Below are 16,413 nucleotides of genomic sequence, written 5' to 3' on the forward strand. Positions count from 1 at the left end.
CGTGTGGGCAGTTGCTGAATCGAGTCGAAGGCATTGTCTTAAAAACGCAAGATTACGGAGAATCTAATAAAATAGTGACGCTCTATTCTCGAGAATTTGGAAAGATTACAGCGATGGCTAGAGGAGCAAAAAAACCTGCAAGCCGTTTAGCTGCAATTACTCAACCTTTCACGTACGGTTCCTTTCTAATTCAACAAGGTCGCGGAATGGGAACCATGCAACAAGGGGAGCAAATAGAATCGTATCGACATATTCGAGAAGATATCGAAGCGACGGCGTATGCAAGTTTTGTTGTTGAACTAATAAATCGGGCAGTCGAAGATAGCACACCGCAGCCTGCAATTTTTAATTTACTTCAACAAGCTTTACATGCAATTGCAGATGAATATGATCCTGAAGCCATTGCGTTGTTTGTAGAGTGGAAAATGTTACCGGTAACTGGTATTTATCCAACCTTACATGAATGTGCTAATTGCGGTGCAACAGATGGTGAATTTTCCTTTTCTTTTCAACAAATTGGTTTCTTGTGTCACCGGTGTTTTGCAGTTGATCCATATATTGTTCGTTTAACACCAGCTCAAGTTAAGCTTATTCGGACTTTTTACACGGTAGCGATTGACCAAGTGGGAAAATTAACATTAAAAAAAGAAACAAAAAAATTTATTAAAAAGATAGTACGAACAATATATGAAGAACAAACAGGGATTCGTTTAAAGTCCCAATCCTTTCTTGATCAACTCGATCGTTTACCTGAATATTTTCCTAAAAAAGAAAATCCGTCTACATCCCAAGAAGAAGGGGAGTAAACGGATTTTTTGTTGAGAAAAAGACAATCTTTTATTAAAGTGTCAGCTTCCCACGTAGTAGTCGAGCTTGAGCGGGCGATGTGTTATCGCTTTTCTAAAATTAAAACTCTAAATGCTTTTCAATATATGCTTTTACATCAGCGATTGGCATACGAATTTGTTCCATTGAGTCACGGTGACGAACTGTCACTTGACCATCTTCTACTGAATCAAAGTCATACGTAATGCAGAAAGGTGTTCCAATTTCATCTTGTCGGCGGTACCGTTTTCCGATTGATTGTGACTCATCATAATCCACCATAAATGACTTGCTTAAATCAGCAAATACTTCACTAGCACCTTCAGCTAATTTTTTTGATAAAGGCAAAATAGCTGCTTTTACAGGAGCTAAAGCTGGATGGAAACGTAAAACTGTGCGCTTGTCATCACCTTCAAGAGCTTCTTCTGCATATGCATCACATAAGAACGCCAAAGTTACACGATCCGCGCCTAGTGAAGGTTCTATGCAGTAGGGTACATAGCGTTCATTTGTTAAAGGATCAATGTAATTGAAATCTTCACCTGAATGTTCCATATGGCGTTTTAAATCAAAGTCAGTGCGGTCTGCAATGCCCCATAGTTCTCCCCAACCAAATGGGAATTTATATTCCACATCTGTTGTAGCGGAAGCGTAGTGAGAAAGTTCTTCTACATCATGATCACGCAAACGAATATTTCCTTCAGTTAAACCTAAGTTTAACAACCAGTTTTTACAAAAGTCGCGCCAGTAAGCGAACCATTCTAAATCTTCACCCGGTTTACAGAAGAACTCAAGTTCCATTTGCTCAAATTCACGCGTACGGAACGTAAAGTTACCTGGTGTAATTTCATTTCTAAAACTTTTACCTATTTGAGCAATACCAAAAGGCATTTTTTTACGCATTGAACGTTGAACATTTTTGAAGTTAACAAAAATTCCTTGTGCTGTTTCAGGGCGCAAGTAAATATCATTTGAAGATGATTCTGTAACACCTTGAGAAGTTTTAAACATCAAATTGAATTGTCGTATATCCGTATAGTCTTGCGCGCCACAATCTGGACAAACTATCGAGTGTTCTTTAATGAGTTCTTCCATTCTTTCGAAAGAAAGGCCGTCAACTATTAATTCAATCCCTTTTGCGTCTAGTGCTTCTTCGATTAATTTATCGACACGATGACGTGTTTTACACTTTTTACAGTCAATCATTGGGTCGTTAAAATTCCCAATATGTCCAGAAGCTGACCATACTTTTGGATTCATTAGAATAGCAGCATCTAATCCTACATTGTACGGAGACTCTTGAATGAATTTACGCCACCAAGCTTTTTTAATATTGTTTTTTAGTTCTACTCCTAGTGGGCCATAGTCCCAAGTATTGGCTAATCCCCCGTAAATATCTGACCCAGGAAAGACAAAGCCTCTGTGTTTCGCTAAACTAACAACTTTTTCCATTGTGATTGTCATAAAAATCCCTCCAAAATAAAAATAGCACTCGTCCCCGGACAATAAATGTCCGGGGACGAGTGCATAATACCCGCGGTTCCACCCCAGTTGATTGCAAAATGCAATCCACTTTAAAAAGCATGACTCCAGGAAGCCTTTTCATGTTCTATACAGACTTTCACTATCTCTGCTCGCTTTGGATGAACATTACTTATTACCCTATCTTCGTCTATATAATTTGAATAAATCATAGCATAGAAAAATGAAAAGTGCTACTCAGGCAAGGTACTAGATAACAACTCCTAAATAGTATATACTATTTAACATTGAGTATAACACTTTTTGAGGCGGTGAGTCCGATCGAACTCAACAAACGTCAAGAGGAAATCTTGGGTATAGTTAAAGAAAACGGTCCTATTACAGGAGAACAAATTGCAGAACGTTTGCATTTAACAAGGTCTACACTTCGACCGGATTTAGCGATTTTAACAATGGCTGGATTTCTAGATGCAAGACCGCGTGTAGGTTATTTTTATTCAGGTAAAAAAACAGGTCAAGCAGTAACAGATAGCATGATGAACATGAAAGTAAGAGACTTTCAATCGATACCCATTGTGGTAACTGAGAATATGATGGTATATGATGCTATCTGTCATATGTTTTTAGAAGATGTAGGAACTTTATTCGTTGTAGATAAAAATGCTTATTTAACAGGAGCATTATCAAGAAAAGACTTACTTCGCACAAGTTTAGGTAATAAAGAATTAAACAAAATTCCTGTTCATATTATTATGACTCGAATGCCGAATATTACCTATTGTTTTAAACATGATTCTCTTATTCATGCTGCAAAAAAACTGATTGATAAACAAATAGATGCACTTCCTATTGTGAAAGAACATCCAGACGGATATGAAGTAATAGGTCGAATAACGAAAACGAATATAACAGGTGCTTTTCTGTCATTAGCGGAAAATCACGATTTGTGAGGTGATGAAAACCATGAAAAGGCTAAACATATTTATTGTTTCAGATTCAGTAGGAGAAACAGGGGAGTTAGTTGTGAAAGCGGCGGTTAGCCAATTTCGACCGGGTTTGCAAGATACTTCATTAAAACGCTTTCCTCATATTGAAACGATTGATCATGTAAAAGAAATTGTTCATTTGGCAAAACTACAAGATGCGATGATTTTATATACGCTTGTTCAAAAAAATATGCGCTCTACTTTGCAAAAAGACTGCGCAAATCAAGGAGTTTTATCTATCGATTTAATGGGTCCTCTGATGGACACATTAGAAGGTTATTTAAATGAAATTCCATTTGAAGAACCAGGACTAGTTCGTAAACTTGATGACGATTATTTCAAGAAAATAGAAGCGATTGAGTTTGCAGTAAAATATGATGATGGTCGAGATCCAAGAGGATTGCTGCTTGCAGATATTGTCTTAGTAGGTGTATCTCGTACTTCAAAAACTCCATTGTCACAGTATTTAGCTCATAAACGATTTAAAGTCGCTAATGTACCGCTTGTTCCTGAAGTGGAGCCGCCAGAAGAATTATTTAAAGTAAATCCTACAAAATGTTTTGGTCTTGTTATTTCACCTGAAAAGCTAAATTCCATAAGGAAAGAGCGTTTAATTGCTTTGGGATTAAATGATGATGCGAGCTATGCAAAATTAGAGCGTATAGAAGTAGAAATTGAACATTTCAACAAAGTTGTATCAAGAATTGGCTGCCATGTCATTGATGTAACGAACCGTGCAGTAGAAGAAACAGCAAATGTTATATTAAACAAAATTCAATGAGCGAAAACCAACCCTGAAGGGTAGGTTTTTTCTTTTGAAAAGCAATTTTTTTATGGATTTTTACAGTAAAATGTTTTATAATTAAAATTTGTGGTAAAAATATCAAATAAGAGTTGTCATTATAAGAGATTATTGCACTGATAAGATAACAATTATATTTGGATATCAGTAGAAAGAAGAGACATTATTTTGCACCATAATGAGTGCAAATTATATTTTTCTAATATTTTTGTCGAAACTTGCAGGATTTTCTTTAACTATCTCGAATTCAATATATAGCCTGAAAAGATGGTGATGACAACGTGCAAAGAATACCTGAAGAGACGATTGAGCAAATTCGGACGAGTAATGATGTTGTTGATGTTATTAGCGAATATGTTCAATTGACAAAACGGGGACGAAATTGGTTTGGTCTTTGTCCATTTCATGGCGAACAAACACCTTCATTTTCAGTCTCGCAAGACAAACAAATTTTTCATTGTTTTGGATGTGGAGCTGGAGGTAATGCCATTACGTTTGTAATGGATATAGACAACCTTACTTTCCAAGAAGCTCTAAGTAAGTTAGGCTCACGTGTGGGAGTAGAATTAGATATTGAACCACAAACAGGTCAATCCAAAATAATTTCTAAAGAAGAAACGCGCATGAAAGAAGCGCATATATTTGCAATGAATTATTATCACCACTTACTTCTTAATACGGAAGAAGGAGAAAAAGCCCTTCTTTATTTAGAAGAAAGAGGATTTTCACGGGAACTTATTGAACAATATAAGATTGGTTGGTCACTTCCTAATTGGGACGCCTTAACAAAATTACTCGAACGTAAAGGATTTGTCCCGGTAGAAATGGTGGAATGTGGTCTTCTAATTAAAAAAGAAAACAAAAATGAATATTTCGATCGATTTAGAGAACGGATCATGTTCCCTGTTCAAGATGAAGCGGGACATACAATCGCGTTTTCAGGACGAGTTTTAAATATGGAAACACAAGATGCGAAGTATATGAACAGTCCTGAATCACCAATTTTTCAAAAAAGTAAAGTTTTGTATAATTTGGATGTTTCACGTCCTGTTATTCGCAAAAAAAGTAAAGTTATTGTTATGGAAGGCTTTATGGATGTTATAGCAGCAGCAAAAGCGGGCATTATGAATACTGTAGCTACAATGGGTACTGCACTTACCAAGGAACATATTCATAAGTTAAAACGTTTAACTGATACTGTCACACTTTGCTATGATGGTGACGCTGCGGGTTTTGAAGCCGCAAAACGTGCTGCACAGCTATTAGTGCAAGAAAAAATAAAAACGGAAATTGCCATTTTACCTAATCAGATGGACCCAGATGACTTTGTTCAACAAAACGGGGCAGAGGCTTTCGAGAAGCAAATCATTGATCGTCCTCATGCATTCTTATCTTTTATGATGATGGCAGCAAGACGTAATAAAAATTTTCAATTTGAAAATGACACGTTGCAATACGTGCAAGAAGTTCTTGAATACTTTGTTGGAAATTCTTCACCTGTTGAAAGAGATTTATATATTCGACAATTAGCAAAAGAAACCAATATCTCTGAAGAAGCGATTTATCAACAATTTCGTAAAGTAGAAGGTAAATCCATTAAACAGCAGTCGAGACAACAAGCACCTCCAATTGCTCAAAATATTCCTGTAAATCGTAAAAAGGTACAAGCAATTGACCGGGCTGAGAAATTGTTGCTTGCTCATATGTTACATCAAGTAGATATTGTTGATCGTATACATCAAGAACATGGCCTTCATGTATTTATCCACGATTCATATGAAGCGATATTTGTTCGACTCATAGGTTTCTACGACACATACCCTCAAGCAGATACACATCGTTTTCTAGAAATTTTAGAAGACACAGATTTACGAAATTTAGTAATGGAAGCAACGTTAACGGAACGAGACCCAGAACATGCAAGTGAAGAAGTCTCTGACTGTTTGCGACAAATAAATAAGCATCGAATCATGCTTCAAATTCATGAAAAAATGCACGAATCAAAAGAAGCGGAAAAATCGCTCAATATGAAGCGAGCTTTAGAACTTGCTATACAAATAATTGATTTGAAAAAATCGTTATCAGTGATATAAATTGATTGGTTTTAGAAGGAGGTAGGCGGCTTATGGCGGACAAGGTTGAACGTTCAAAAGAGGTTGAAACTGAGTTTACATTAGAAGAAGCAAAAAAATATCTACTTGATTTAGGTAAAAAAACAGGTGAGTTAACTTTTGGTGACATAGCTGATAAGTTATCGGTATTTGTATTGGAATCCGATCAAATAGAAGAATTTATTGAACAGTTAGAAGCACAAGGGATTGAATTAGGTCGTAAAGATGGCGACGAAGAAGACTTAGAAAAGTTAATGAAAAAAGGGCAAGATGAAGATACATTTGATTTGAACGATTTAAGCGTACCACCAGGTGTGAAGATTAACGATCCAGTTCGTATGTATCTAAAAGAAATTGGGCGTGTAGACTTACTTTCTGCAAAGGAAGAAATTGCACTTGCACAACGAATCGAATTTGGAGACGAAGAAGCGAAAAAACGTTTAGCTGAAGCGAACTTACGTCTTGTTGTAAGTATTGCAAAACGCTACGTTGGACGTGGTATGCTGTTCTTGGATTTAATTCAAGAAGGTAATATGGGATTAATTAAAGCTGTAGAAAAGTTTGATTTCCGCAAAGGATTTAAATTTAGTACTTATGCTACTTGGTGGATTCGTCAAGCAATAACACGAGCAATTGCTGACCAAGCTCGTACAATTCGTATTCCTGTTCATATGGTAGAGACGATTAATAAATTAATTCGTGTACAACGTCAGTTGTTGCAAGATTTAGGTCGCGAACCTTCTCCTGAAGAAATTGGAGAAGAAATGGAGTTACTAGCTGAAAAAGTGCGCGAAATCTTAAAGATTGCACAAGAGCCAGTTTCACTTGAGACACCAATTGGTGAAGAAGATGATTCTCATCTGGGTGACTTTATTGAAGATTCAGAAGCTCAATCTCCATCTGACCATGCAGCTTATGAACTATTAAAAGAGCAGTTAGAGGATGTTTTAGACACATTAACTGATCGGGAAGAAAATGTGTTGCGCTTACGTTTTGGGCTAGATGACGGACGTACACGCACGCTAGAAGAAGTAGGTAAAGTATTTGGCGTTACCCGTGAACGTATTCGTCAAATTGAAGCGAAAGCTTTACGGAAATTACGTCACCCTTCTAGAAGCAAACGATTAAAAGACTTTTTAGAATAGAAAGTAAAGAGGATCTAATCACACTATTATAAGGTGATTAGATTCTTTTTTTATGTCTTAAATTAGATAACCATTACTGTCAGTAGTGGCTAACTTAAAACATTTTTTAATGGTTAGAGTGAAAATAAACCCATGAGTACAAACTTACACTTCACAGAAAGCGATGTAGCGAAAATGAACTTAAATTAGCACCCTTCGACTTCGTGTTACGGGCTTTTTGTTGGAAATTGGTCGACTAGGATAAACTTCAGTTGATTGCCTTAACAAGAATAAAATTAAATGGGTGTGAAAAAACATAGCGACCTAGAAATATTGCGCTATATACATCCAGTAATCTATGAAATAGGCTAATTAATAAACTCATTGTAAATTAAATAAGCTTACCAATTAATTTTGAAGAAAGAGCATAATTGAAGAAATCTAACACAAGGAAAAAACTACTATAAATATATTTTCAATGTAAAAGTTAATCAGTGATCTTGTTTTGAGTTTTTTTGTTTAAATTAATTTGTGATTCAATTAATTTTAATTCTCTCTATTTTGATAATAAGAGAATAAAAGTTATGAATGTTTGAATATTTCCGATATAATGAAAATTGGAAGCGTTTTAAAACAAAAAGGGGATGAATCTATTGAACTTTGACTTATCACAAGAACAACAAATGATTCGTAAAACAATGAAAGAGTTTACGGATAAAGTAGTAGCACCAGGAGCACTAGAACGTGATCGTACCAAAGCTTTCCCTAAAGAAATCTTTAAACAGTTAGCCGACATGGGGATGATGGGCTTACCGTTTTCAGAAGAATATGGTGGGGCTGGAGCAGATACAATTAGTTTTGCCATCGTTACGGAAGAATTAAGTCGTGCATGCGGATCCACTGGGATTACCTATTCAGCACATATTTCTTTAGGTGGAGCACCTCTAAATTTGTTTGGAACAGAAGAACAAAAACATAAATATTTAACACCAATCTGTACTGGGGAGTCTTTCGGGGCGTTTGGTTTAACTGAACCGAATGCTGGTTCTGATGCTGGTGGAACACAAACACGAGCAATAGAAGACGGAGACGACTTTATTATTAATGGAAGTAAAGTGTATATTACCAACGCTAGCTATGCTAAGCATTTGGCAATTACAGCAATTACAGACTTGAAGGATGGGAAGAAAGAAATAAGTGCAATTATTGTCCCAACTGACGCTGAAGGATTTACAGTTATCGATAACTATGAAAAAATGGGTTTACATTCTTCTAATACAACAGAACTAGTGTTAGAAAATGTGAGAGTACCTAAAGCTAACTTATTAGGGAAGCGTGGGGAAGGCTTCCGTCAATTTTTAGTTACACTTGACGGTGGACGAATCGGAATTGGTGCGATGGCTGTTGGTATAGCTCAAGGAGCATTTGATAAAGCACTTCGTTATTCAAAAGAACGCAAGCAATTTGGAAGATCATTGTCTGATTTCCAAATTACTCAATTTAAATTAGCTGATATGGCTATGAAAATAGAACTAGCTCGTACTATGGTATATAAAGCTGCTTGGTTAAAAGATCAAGGTCGTCCATTTACAAAAGAAGCGTCGATGTGTAAGTTATACGCTTCAGAGATTGCGATGGAAGTTGCAGATCAAGCCGTTCAAATTCATGGTGGTTATGGTTACATGAAAGAGTATGAAGTAGAGCGTTATATGAGAGATGCGAAATTACTTGAAATCGGAGAAGGAACTTCAGAAATTCAGCGTATGGTCATTGCCCGTCAAATCGGATGTTAAAATAAACATACGAATTTGTCGAATTTGGCACAATAAGTTATAACAACCGTTTAAAGTCTTTTCGTTTGTGATAGAATGCAGTACAATAACAGTGTTGACTGATTCTATTTTAGAAAAAGAACGAGCGAAAAGAAGGAGGAAACATTATGCAAAAAAATCCAATAGTTCCTTTTATTTTAATTATGGCATTTGGTATTGGTCTTATTTTCTTCTTATCAATTCAAGGCGTTGATAAAAAAGAAGAAATTGCAGCTGGACACGAAGAAGGTGCAGCTGGTGAAGAAGAAGGTGCTACAACTGAAGAGTTCGACCCTGAAGCTGTTGCACAAGGAAAATGTATTTCTTGTCATGGTGGAGATTTAGCTGGACAAGGAAACTTCCCTTCATTAGTAGACACTAAGCTTTCGAAAGAAGAGATTGCTGATGTTATTACTAATGGTAAAGGTTCAATGCCAGGTGGCTTGGTTGATGAAGCGAATGTAGAAGCAATGGCAGATTACATTTTATCATTAAAATAAGCTAAAACCCTTATCCATATCGGATAAGGGTTTTTTTTACGTCTTTTTAAAAGAATAACCCACACTACAGTTCTTTTTGAAAACTCGTTTTCAATTCCTTTCAGAGCAGGTGGCGAGTAGCACACACATATCCGGAGTGGGCTTCACCGCTTTTAAGTGTCTATGGTACAATCTTGATATAGAAGAAAGGGGAGGATTTCGTTGAATGCACAACGTCTCTCAGAACGTTTAACTCGTGTAGCATCTTATGTTGAAAAAGGTGCAATTGTAGCAGATATAGGTAGCGATCACGCTTATTTACCTTGTTATTTAATTCACCATCAACTCGCAATAAAAGTTGTCGCAGGGGAAGTCGCGAAAGGGCCATATGAATCTGCACTAAGCCAAGTTCTTGCAGAGCAATTACAAGAAAAGGTAACAGTGCGCTTTGCAAATGGCCTGCAAGCAATTAAACGTGATGATTTCGTAGATACGGTTACCATTGCAGGTATGGGAGGTCCGCTAATTGCTACTATTTTAAACCAAGATATCGAAAGACTGACAACTGTTAATCGACTAATTTTGCAACCCAATATTCATGCGAAAGCAATTCGGGAATGGGCTATATTAAATGAATGGAAGCTCGTTGCAGAAGAAATCTTGCAAGAAGATGATAAAATTTACGAAATTCTTGTTCTCGAAAGAGGCCATATGAAGTTGTCTGCTACTCAAGCATTGATGGGACCATTTTTAATAATTGATAAAAAAAATCAAGTATTTCGCTTAAAGTGGTCGAAGGAATCTGCAGAGTGGATTAGGATTTTAAAAGCTATTCATGGTGCCCAAATATCTAGAGAAGTAGAAATGAAAAAACACGAAATAGAAGAGAAATTGAAAATTGTAAGGGAGGCTCTTGAATCATGAAAATAGTAAATGGACACGAACTTATTCAATTATTTGAATCGTGGTCACCAAAATCCTTTGCATTAAAAGACGATCCCATAGGGTTACATATCGGACAATTAAATAGCCAAGTACAAAATGCGCTTGTAACATTAGATGTGACATTAGACGTCGTACAAGAAGCCATTGACCAAAATTGCCAATTAATTCTTGCGCATCATCCTCCTATTTATCGTCCGTTAAAAAATCTTCGCACCGATACACCTTCTGGTAAAATGTTTTCGTTATGCATAAAACATGACATAGCTGTGTATGCAGCTCATACAAACTTGGATGTTGCACCTGGTGGAGTAAACGATTTACTAGCTGAAGCACTCGAATTACAACAGATTAAATTCTTGGATGAAACTTATGCAGAGCCATTGATGAAATTAGCCGTATATGTTCCCTCTATCCATGCGAAAGAGTTACGCGAGCAATTAGCGGTGGTAGGTGCTGGTCAAATTGGGAATTACGATAGTTGTAGTTTTTCTTCTTCTGGCACTGGTCGGTTTAAACCATTAGTTGGATCTAATCCGGTTATAGGCAGTATAAATAGCTTAGAGGAACTAGAAGAAGAAAAAGTAGAAGTGGTGTTTGCATCTTCTATGAAATCTAAAATCTTAAAAACAATGTATGCAATTCATCCGTATGAAGAAGTGGCTTTTGATTTATGGACATTGGAATCAAAAACAGGAAAACAAGGAATAGGGCGAGTTGGTTTTCTAAAGCAACCCATGTCACTCGATTTGTTTGCTGAAAAAGTAAAACAACAGTTAAGCGTTCCATTTGTCCGAGTAGTAGGTGAAGCAACAACAATCATTAGGAAAGTGGCAGTGCTTGGTGGGGATGGTAATAAATACATTCATACTGCAAAACGAGCGGGTGCAGATGTCTTGATTACAGGGGATTTATATTTCCATGTTGCTCAAGATGCTCAAGCTCTTGGTTTATCCGTTATCGATCCTGGTCACCATGTGGAATCAATAATGAAAACAGGCGTGTCCGAAAAAATGAACAAGATGTGTGAAGATAAGAAGTATGCATGTACTTTCATTGCTTCAAAAATTTCTACCGAACCATTTAGACAACTTTAGAAGGTATTCATAACAAAGGGCAGTACTTTTCATATCAAAATGACGCTGTCGATTTACGTACAACACACTTTCATGTTTCGAAGCTAGCAAAGCGATGCAGAAAACAGGAGGACGCTTTCCACGGCCGGTCCGTGAGTCTACTCGTCGCAAGCTCCTGCGACGAGTAACCGCAGGAGCACATGTTTTCTCGCCGCCTTTCACTACAATCTATTAAGTGTTATTAAATCAACGGGTATACAACAAAGCTTGCTTAATAATAAACACAAAAAATAGTCCTACTTGTAAAATGAAAGTAACCAAACCTACATTTTGAAAGGACGATTTTTTATGTGCAATCCAAAGATTACTAATCAAAATTATATGATTGAACAAACTTCACTTCCATATAATAACCAAGATTTAATCCCAAGTAACCATGTCTCATGGCTAATTGATGAAATGATTGAGTCGATTGATGATCGGAATGTCCGTTGAAAGCATTCTGTACAATCGCCAAGTTCAATTAATCCCATTTTTGAAGAAATGAAAGCAAAGGCTAAAGCAGCCCTTGAATGTGAAACAAAATCACGCATCTAAGCGCAACGTAAAATTGACGTAGAAAGTGTTTTTGGACATATCAAGGACAATCAGTCGTTCAGTAGATTTTTTACTGCGAGGACTTGATAATTGTGGGATTGTGGCATTGCCAAACAATCTCTTAAAAGTAGTAGGGATCCGCCAGCTACTTTCAAGAGTAATAAGTAAAAACATAAAAACAGGTGAAGAAAAACGACTCGTTTTTCTTCACCTGTTTATTTTAGGGACTTATTGGATAGCCTCTTTTGTTATGAAAGTGGGTATGGTTCTATGCGATTCACTGGTTTAAGTGTTTTTATTTTAGGCAAAATTTTATCAATTGTTACTGTTCGTTCAAGACTAAACGTTTCTGGATTAAGTGGATCATACTTCTCTAAGAATTTAACGACTTCTTTTACGATGGGTGTAGGTGTTGATGCGCCTGCAGTTACCGCAATAACTTCAATACCATCTAACCACTCTAGCTTAAGTTCAGATAGATCAGAAATACGAAAAGAAGGGGTATTTGCAATTTCTTCTGACACTTGTGTCAGTCTGTTTGAATTATTGCTCATCGGGTCACCAACTACGATTAACAATTCGGCAGCTCCAGCTTGACCAGCCACTGCTTCTTGTCGAACCTGTGTAGCTAAACAAATTTCTTTGTGAACCTCAATATGAGGAAACTTTTGTTCTAATTTTTTCATAAGAGCCGCAACATCCCATTGACTCATTGTAGTCTGGTTTGTCACTATTAATTTGTCTGACTTTATATTTAACTGCTCAACATCTTCGACAGTCTGTACGAGATGAACTGCATCTGGAGCTACACCAACCGCTCCTTCAGGTTCAGGATGACCTTTTTTCCCAATGTAGATTACTTGGTACCCTTCAGCAGTTTTTTCGCTTATCAAATCATGTGTAACCGTAACGTCAGGACATGTGGCATCAATAGAAACAAAACCTCTTTGTCTAGCTAAATCGCGAATTTCAGGTGAAACTCCGTGAGCAGTAAAGATAACAGTACCGCCATCTACTTTTTCTAAAATCTCTCTTCGATTTTCACCATCTAACGTAATAATTCCATCTTTTTCAAAAGCATCAGTGACGTGTTTATTGTGAACAATCATACCTAATATATAAATAGGACGTGGTAGGGATGTGTCCATCGCTGCATTACGAGCAATAATCATGGCATCTACTACGCCGTAACAATAACCACGTGGGGTAATTTTGAGTACTTTCATATGTAGCACTCCTCTCGAAAGTTGTCATTATCTATTATAACTGAGAGAAGTGCTGAATTCAAAAATCAGAAAGGAGGCTGAAAAATCCGTGGCTGGGAAAGTCCACTTGATCGAGAAACAGCTGTGGCAGCTGTGGCTGCTGTGGTAGCTGCACGAGTAGCACCTCCAAGATTTGTAGCATCGGGCATATTTTGAAAACCTCGATATATTTTCCATAATGCGGGAAGATTTTGTACCATTGGTGTTACTTTCTGAACCATAGGTGTTAGTTGTTGTGCTGTCGATAAGAAACGGTCAGCAGTTTGTAAATATTGTTCCATACGATTACCTTGTGGTATACCAGGATTGCCAGGATTTCCTCCACTAAAGGGATTTTGAGAAGGTCCACCAGAAAAAGGATTAGATCCTTGTGGTATACCTGTATTTCCTAGTCCAAACGGAATTTGAGAAGTGCCACCAGGAAAGCGATTAGGCGCTTGTGCCGGAGTCCTATTCCCTCCTAAACCTAATAGGCTGTTAAGAAAGCCATTTTGGAGCGTAGGAGGTGGCTGTGGTACATTTGGGATTTGTGGAATTTGTGATTGTGAAAAAGGGTAAAAAGATTGGTAACGCATAAAATCCTCCTTTCAAAATAAATAGTTAATTGACTCAAGGGGCATTCAACATCTATGATAAGCTGATGGTCTTTAAAATAGACGAAACATGATATAATGTAAAGAACGTAAGGAGGGGCAAAAATGTCCAAATATAGTGATTATGATTTCCAACCATTTTTACACAATGCCATTAGTAAATTAGGTTTTACAGAACCAACACCCATTCAAAAAGAAATAATTCCTTTAATATTAAAAGGGAAAAGTGTGATTGGCCAAGCACATACGGGTACAGGGAAAACGCATAGTTTTTTAATTCCGATTGTTGAACGTTTACAAGCTGACAAATCTGAATTACAAGCCGTTATTACATCTCCAACACGTGAACTTGCTTCACAAATCTTTGAAGAACTTAACAAGTTGATTGAAGGTACAGAAATTCAATCAAAATTGTTTATTGGTGGAACTGATAAACAGCGTTCAATCGATAAGTTAAAAACACAACCACATATCGTGGTAGGAACACCTGGTCGAATTCGTGACTTAGTGCAAGAAAATGCATTACTTGTTCACACTGCATCATTATTAGTAGTGGATGAGGCCGATCTTGCTTTTGATTTAGGATTTATAGAAGAAATCGATGCGTTTGCAGGAAAAATGCCAAGTTCACTTGAAATGTTCGTGTTTTCTGCTACCATTCCAGAACGTTTACAGCCATTCTTGAAGAAATACATGGAATCACCTGTTCACATTCACATTGGTGAAAAACGTCCTGCAGCTGAGGGGATTGTTTTTAATTTAGTACCTGTTCGTAGTAAATCTAAAAAGAAACGTTTATTAGAAGTGATGGAAGGAATTAATCCTTACTTAGCCATCATTTTTACGAACACTCGTAAAAATGCAGATGACGTTGCTAATTATTTAGCTGAAGCAGGTTACCGTGTTGGTCGTATTCATGGAGATTTAGCACCACGTGAACGAACACGTATGATGAAACAAGTGCGCGACCTTGAGTATCAGTATATTGTAGCTACGGATCTTGCTTCACGTGGAATTGATATTCAAGGCATTAGTCACGTGATTAACTTTGAGCTTCCAGAAGACTTGGAGTTCTTTATACATCGAGTTGGACGTACTGCTCGTGCTGGATTAAAAGGCACTGCTATTACATTATATGAACCAACCGATGAAGACGCGATTAATCGAATCGAAAAAATGGGAATTCCATTTGTTCATGTAGATGTTAAAGATGGTGAGTGGTCAGAATTAAAAGAACGACACACACGTGAAAATCGCAAAAAGAGCAGTGCAAGTGAAATTGATATAAAAGCAAAAGCATTGGTCCGTAAACCTAAAAAAGTGAAACCTGGTTATAAACGTAATATGAGATGGGAAATGGAAGCAATTAAAAAGAGAGAACGCCGTATGAAAAACCGTAGAAAGTAAGGGGGTTTTTTGTCATGTTATTAGGTTCACATGTTTCGATGAGTGGAAAAAACATGTTACTTGCTGCAAGTGAAGAAGCTGCATCTTATGGAGCGACTACTTTCATGATTTATACGGGAGCTCCGCAAAATACACGACGTAAACCGATTGAAGATCTGAATATAGAAGCTGGCCATGCACATATGAAGACGCATGGTATGTCTAATATAGTGGTTCATGCACCATATATCATCAACATCGGTAACTCGCTCAAACCTGAAACATTTGCACTGGGCGTTGATTTTTTACAAAAAGAAATTGAACGTACAGCTGCATTAGGAGCAAAACAAATTGTCTTACACCCAGGTGCTCACGTTGGTGCTGGAACAGATAAAGGCATTGAAAAAATCATTGAAGGTTTAAATGAAGTACTTTCACAAGATTTCCCAGTACAAATTGCTTTGGAAACAATGGCAGGTAAAGGGACTGAATGTGGTCGTTCGTTTGAAGAACTTGCACAAATCATCAATGGCGTAACTCATAATGAACGACTTTCTGTTTGTCTTGATACATGTCATATACATGATGCAGGTTATAATATCGTCGAAGATTTTGATAGTGTACTAAATCAATTCGATCAATTAATTGGTATAAATCGTTTAAAAGTTCTTCATATTAATGACAGTAAAAATATTCGTGGAGCAGGTAAAGACCGTCATGAAAATATTGGTTTTGGTGAAATTGGTTTTTACACACTTAATAAAATTGTGCATCATCCGCAATTGGAAAATGTTCCTAAAATTTTAGAAACACCCTATGTAGGGATGGATGCTAAAAACAAAAAGTCACCATATTTGCACGAAATTGGTATGTTTAAAGAACAAATATTTATGCCAGATAACATTGATAATTTACGGTCGTGATTTATATGAGA

15 protein-coding genes are annotated in these 16,413 nt (G+C 36.9%); 12 read left to right on the top strand and 3 right to left on the bottom strand.

From position 1 onward, the window contains the following. Window positions 1-11 precede the first annotated feature (11 nt). Window positions 12-806 carry a DNA repair protein RecO gene (gene recO / locus E2636_RS06945; protein WP_134209549.1) on the top strand — a complete coding sequence of 265 codons (795 nt, stop codon included), beginning with the start codon at window positions 12-14 and terminating at the stop codon, window positions 804-806. A 100-nt stretch (window positions 807-906) separates the two neighbouring features. On the opposite strand, the gene E2636_RS06950 is transcribed toward recO, so the two are convergent. Then, window positions 907-2,289, bottom strand: a complete 1,383-nt coding sequence (locus tag E2636_RS06950) for a glycine--tRNA ligase (protein ID WP_134209550.1) — start codon at window positions 2,287-2,289, stop codon at window positions 907-909. 329 nt (window positions 2,290-2,618) lie between these two features. Here E2636_RS06950 and E2636_RS06955 point away from each other — a divergent pair, with 329 nt between their 5' ends. The 9 genes from E2636_RS06955 (at window position 2,619) to E2636_RS18930 (ending at window position 12,133) form a co-directional block, all read left to right on the top strand. Next, window positions 2,619-3,257, top strand: a complete 639-nt coding sequence (locus tag E2636_RS06955) for a transcriptional regulator CcpN (protein WP_026045643.1) — start codon at window positions 2,619-2,621, stop codon at window positions 3,255-3,257. A gap of 13 nt (window positions 3,258-3,270) precedes the next feature. Next, complete coding sequence (locus tag E2636_RS06960) at window positions 3,271-4,074, top strand: pyruvate, water dikinase regulatory protein (RefSeq protein ID WP_134209551.1); 804 nt, start codon at window positions 3,271-3,273, stop codon at window positions 4,072-4,074. Between the two features lie 302 nt (window positions 4,075-4,376). After that, the gene (gene dnaG / locus E2636_RS06965; protein ID WP_134209552.1) at window positions 4,377-6,188 is read left to right on the top strand and encodes a DNA primase; all 1,812 of its coding nucleotides are present in this window, start codon (window positions 4,377-4,379) and stop codon (window positions 6,186-6,188) included. A 32-nt stretch (window positions 6,189-6,220) separates the two neighbouring features. Continuing rightward, window positions 6,221-7,351 carry an RNA polymerase sigma factor RpoD gene (gene rpoD / locus E2636_RS06970; RefSeq protein ID WP_017380128.1) on the top strand — a complete coding sequence of 377 codons (1,131 nt, stop codon included), beginning with the start codon at window positions 6,221-6,223 and terminating at the stop codon, window positions 7,349-7,351. A 632-nt stretch (window positions 7,352-7,983) separates the two neighbouring features. After that, window positions 7,984-9,123: an acyl-CoA dehydrogenase family protein gene (locus E2636_RS06975; protein WP_017380127.1), complete on the top strand. Its 1,140-nt coding sequence runs from the start codon at window positions 7,984-7,986 to the stop codon at window positions 9,121-9,123. A 146-nt stretch (window positions 9,124-9,269) separates the two neighbouring features. Next, on the top strand, window positions 9,270-9,641 hold the full coding sequence (gene cccA, locus E2636_RS06980) for a cytochrome c550 (protein ID WP_134209553.1): 372 nt from the start codon (window positions 9,270-9,272) through the stop codon (window positions 9,639-9,641). Between the two features lie 201 nt (window positions 9,642-9,842). Continuing rightward, window positions 9,843-10,544, top strand: a complete 702-nt coding sequence (locus E2636_RS06985) for a tRNA (adenine(22)-N(1))-methyltransferase (protein WP_134209554.1) — start codon at window positions 9,843-9,845, stop codon at window positions 10,542-10,544. Next, a complete protein-coding gene (locus E2636_RS06990) occupies window positions 10,541-11,659 on the top strand; it encodes a Nif3-like dinuclear metal center hexameric protein (RefSeq protein WP_134209555.1) in 1,119 nt (372 codons plus the stop codon). Before E2636_RS06985 ends, E2636_RS06990 begins: the two co-directional genes overlap by 4 nt. A gap of 327 nt (window positions 11,660-11,986) precedes the next feature. Then, entirely contained in the window at window positions 11,987-12,133 is a 147-nt protein-coding gene (locus tag E2636_RS18930; RefSeq protein ID WP_166669490.1) for a hypothetical protein, read from the top strand. A 350-nt stretch (window positions 12,134-12,483) separates the two neighbouring features. Here the strand turns inward: E2636_RS18930 and E2636_RS06995 are convergent, their stop codons facing one another. Both E2636_RS06995 and vrrA read right to left on the bottom strand, forming a co-directional pair. After that, window positions 12,484-13,461 (bottom strand): 4-hydroxy-3-methylbut-2-enyl diphosphate reductase, encoded by a 978-nt coding sequence (locus E2636_RS06995; protein WP_134209556.1) that lies wholly within the window; start codon window positions 13,459-13,461, stop codon window positions 12,484-12,486. 65 nt (window positions 13,462-13,526) lie between these two features. Then, window positions 13,527-14,075, bottom strand: coding sequence for a VrrA/YqfQ family protein (gene vrrA / locus E2636_RS07000; RefSeq protein WP_134209557.1), 549 nt, complete (start codon window positions 14,073-14,075; stop codon window positions 13,527-13,529). A gap of 123 nt (window positions 14,076-14,198) precedes the next feature. Here vrrA and E2636_RS07005 point away from each other — a divergent pair, with 123 nt between their 5' ends. Continuing rightward, window positions 14,199-15,500 (top strand): DEAD/DEAH box helicase, encoded by a 1,302-nt coding sequence (locus E2636_RS07005; protein WP_134209558.1) that lies wholly within the window; start codon window positions 14,199-14,201, stop codon window positions 15,498-15,500. A gap of 14 nt (window positions 15,501-15,514) precedes the next feature. Further along, window positions 15,515-16,402, top strand: coding sequence for a deoxyribonuclease IV (locus tag E2636_RS07010; RefSeq protein ID WP_134209559.1), 888 nt, complete (start codon window positions 15,515-15,517; stop codon window positions 16,400-16,402). Window positions 16,403-16,413: the final 11 nt, after the last annotated feature.

This window comes from Paenisporosarcina antarctica, from assembly GCF_004367585.1.
In the GTDB taxonomy this organism is placed as follows: Bacteria; Bacillota; Bacilli; order Bacillales_A; family Planococcaceae; genus Paenisporosarcina; species Paenisporosarcina antarctica.

Excerpts from the sequence above, each read along its gene's own strand:
- cccA (WP_134209553.1), top strand. The coding sequence starts at position 9,270 with ATGCAAAAAAATCCAATAGTTCCTTTTATTTTAATTATGGCATTTGGT.
- E2636_RS18930 (WP_166669490.1), top strand. The coding sequence starts at position 11,987 with ATGTGCAATCCAAAGATTACTAATCAAAATTATATGATTGAACAAACT.
- E2636_RS07010 (WP_134209559.1), top strand. The coding sequence starts at position 15,515 with ATGTTATTAGGTTCACATGTTTCGATGAGTGGAAAAAACATGTTACTT.
- rpoD (WP_017380128.1), top strand. The coding sequence starts at position 6,221 with ATGGCGGACAAGGTTGAACGTTCAAAAGAGGTTGAAACTGAGTTTACA.
- E2636_RS06995 (WP_134209556.1), bottom strand. The coding sequence starts at position 13,461 with ATGAAAGTACTCAAAATTACCCCACGTGGTTATTGTTACGGCGTAGTA.
- vrrA (WP_134209557.1), bottom strand. The coding sequence starts at position 14,075 with ATGCGTTACCAATCTTTTTACCCTTTTTCACAATCACAAATTCCACAA.
- E2636_RS06950 (WP_134209550.1), bottom strand. The coding sequence starts at position 2,289 with ATGACAATCACAATGGAAAAAGTTGTTAGTTTAGCGAAACACAGAGGC.
- E2636_RS06960 (WP_134209551.1), top strand. The coding sequence starts at position 3,271 with ATGAAAAGGCTAAACATATTTATTGTTTCAGATTCAGTAGGAGAAACA.
- E2636_RS07005 (WP_134209558.1), top strand. The coding sequence starts at position 14,199 with ATGTCCAAATATAGTGATTATGATTTCCAACCATTTTTACACAATGCC.
- E2636_RS06990 (WP_134209555.1), top strand. The coding sequence starts at position 10,541 with ATGAAAATAGTAAATGGACACGAACTTATTCAATTATTTGAATCGTGG.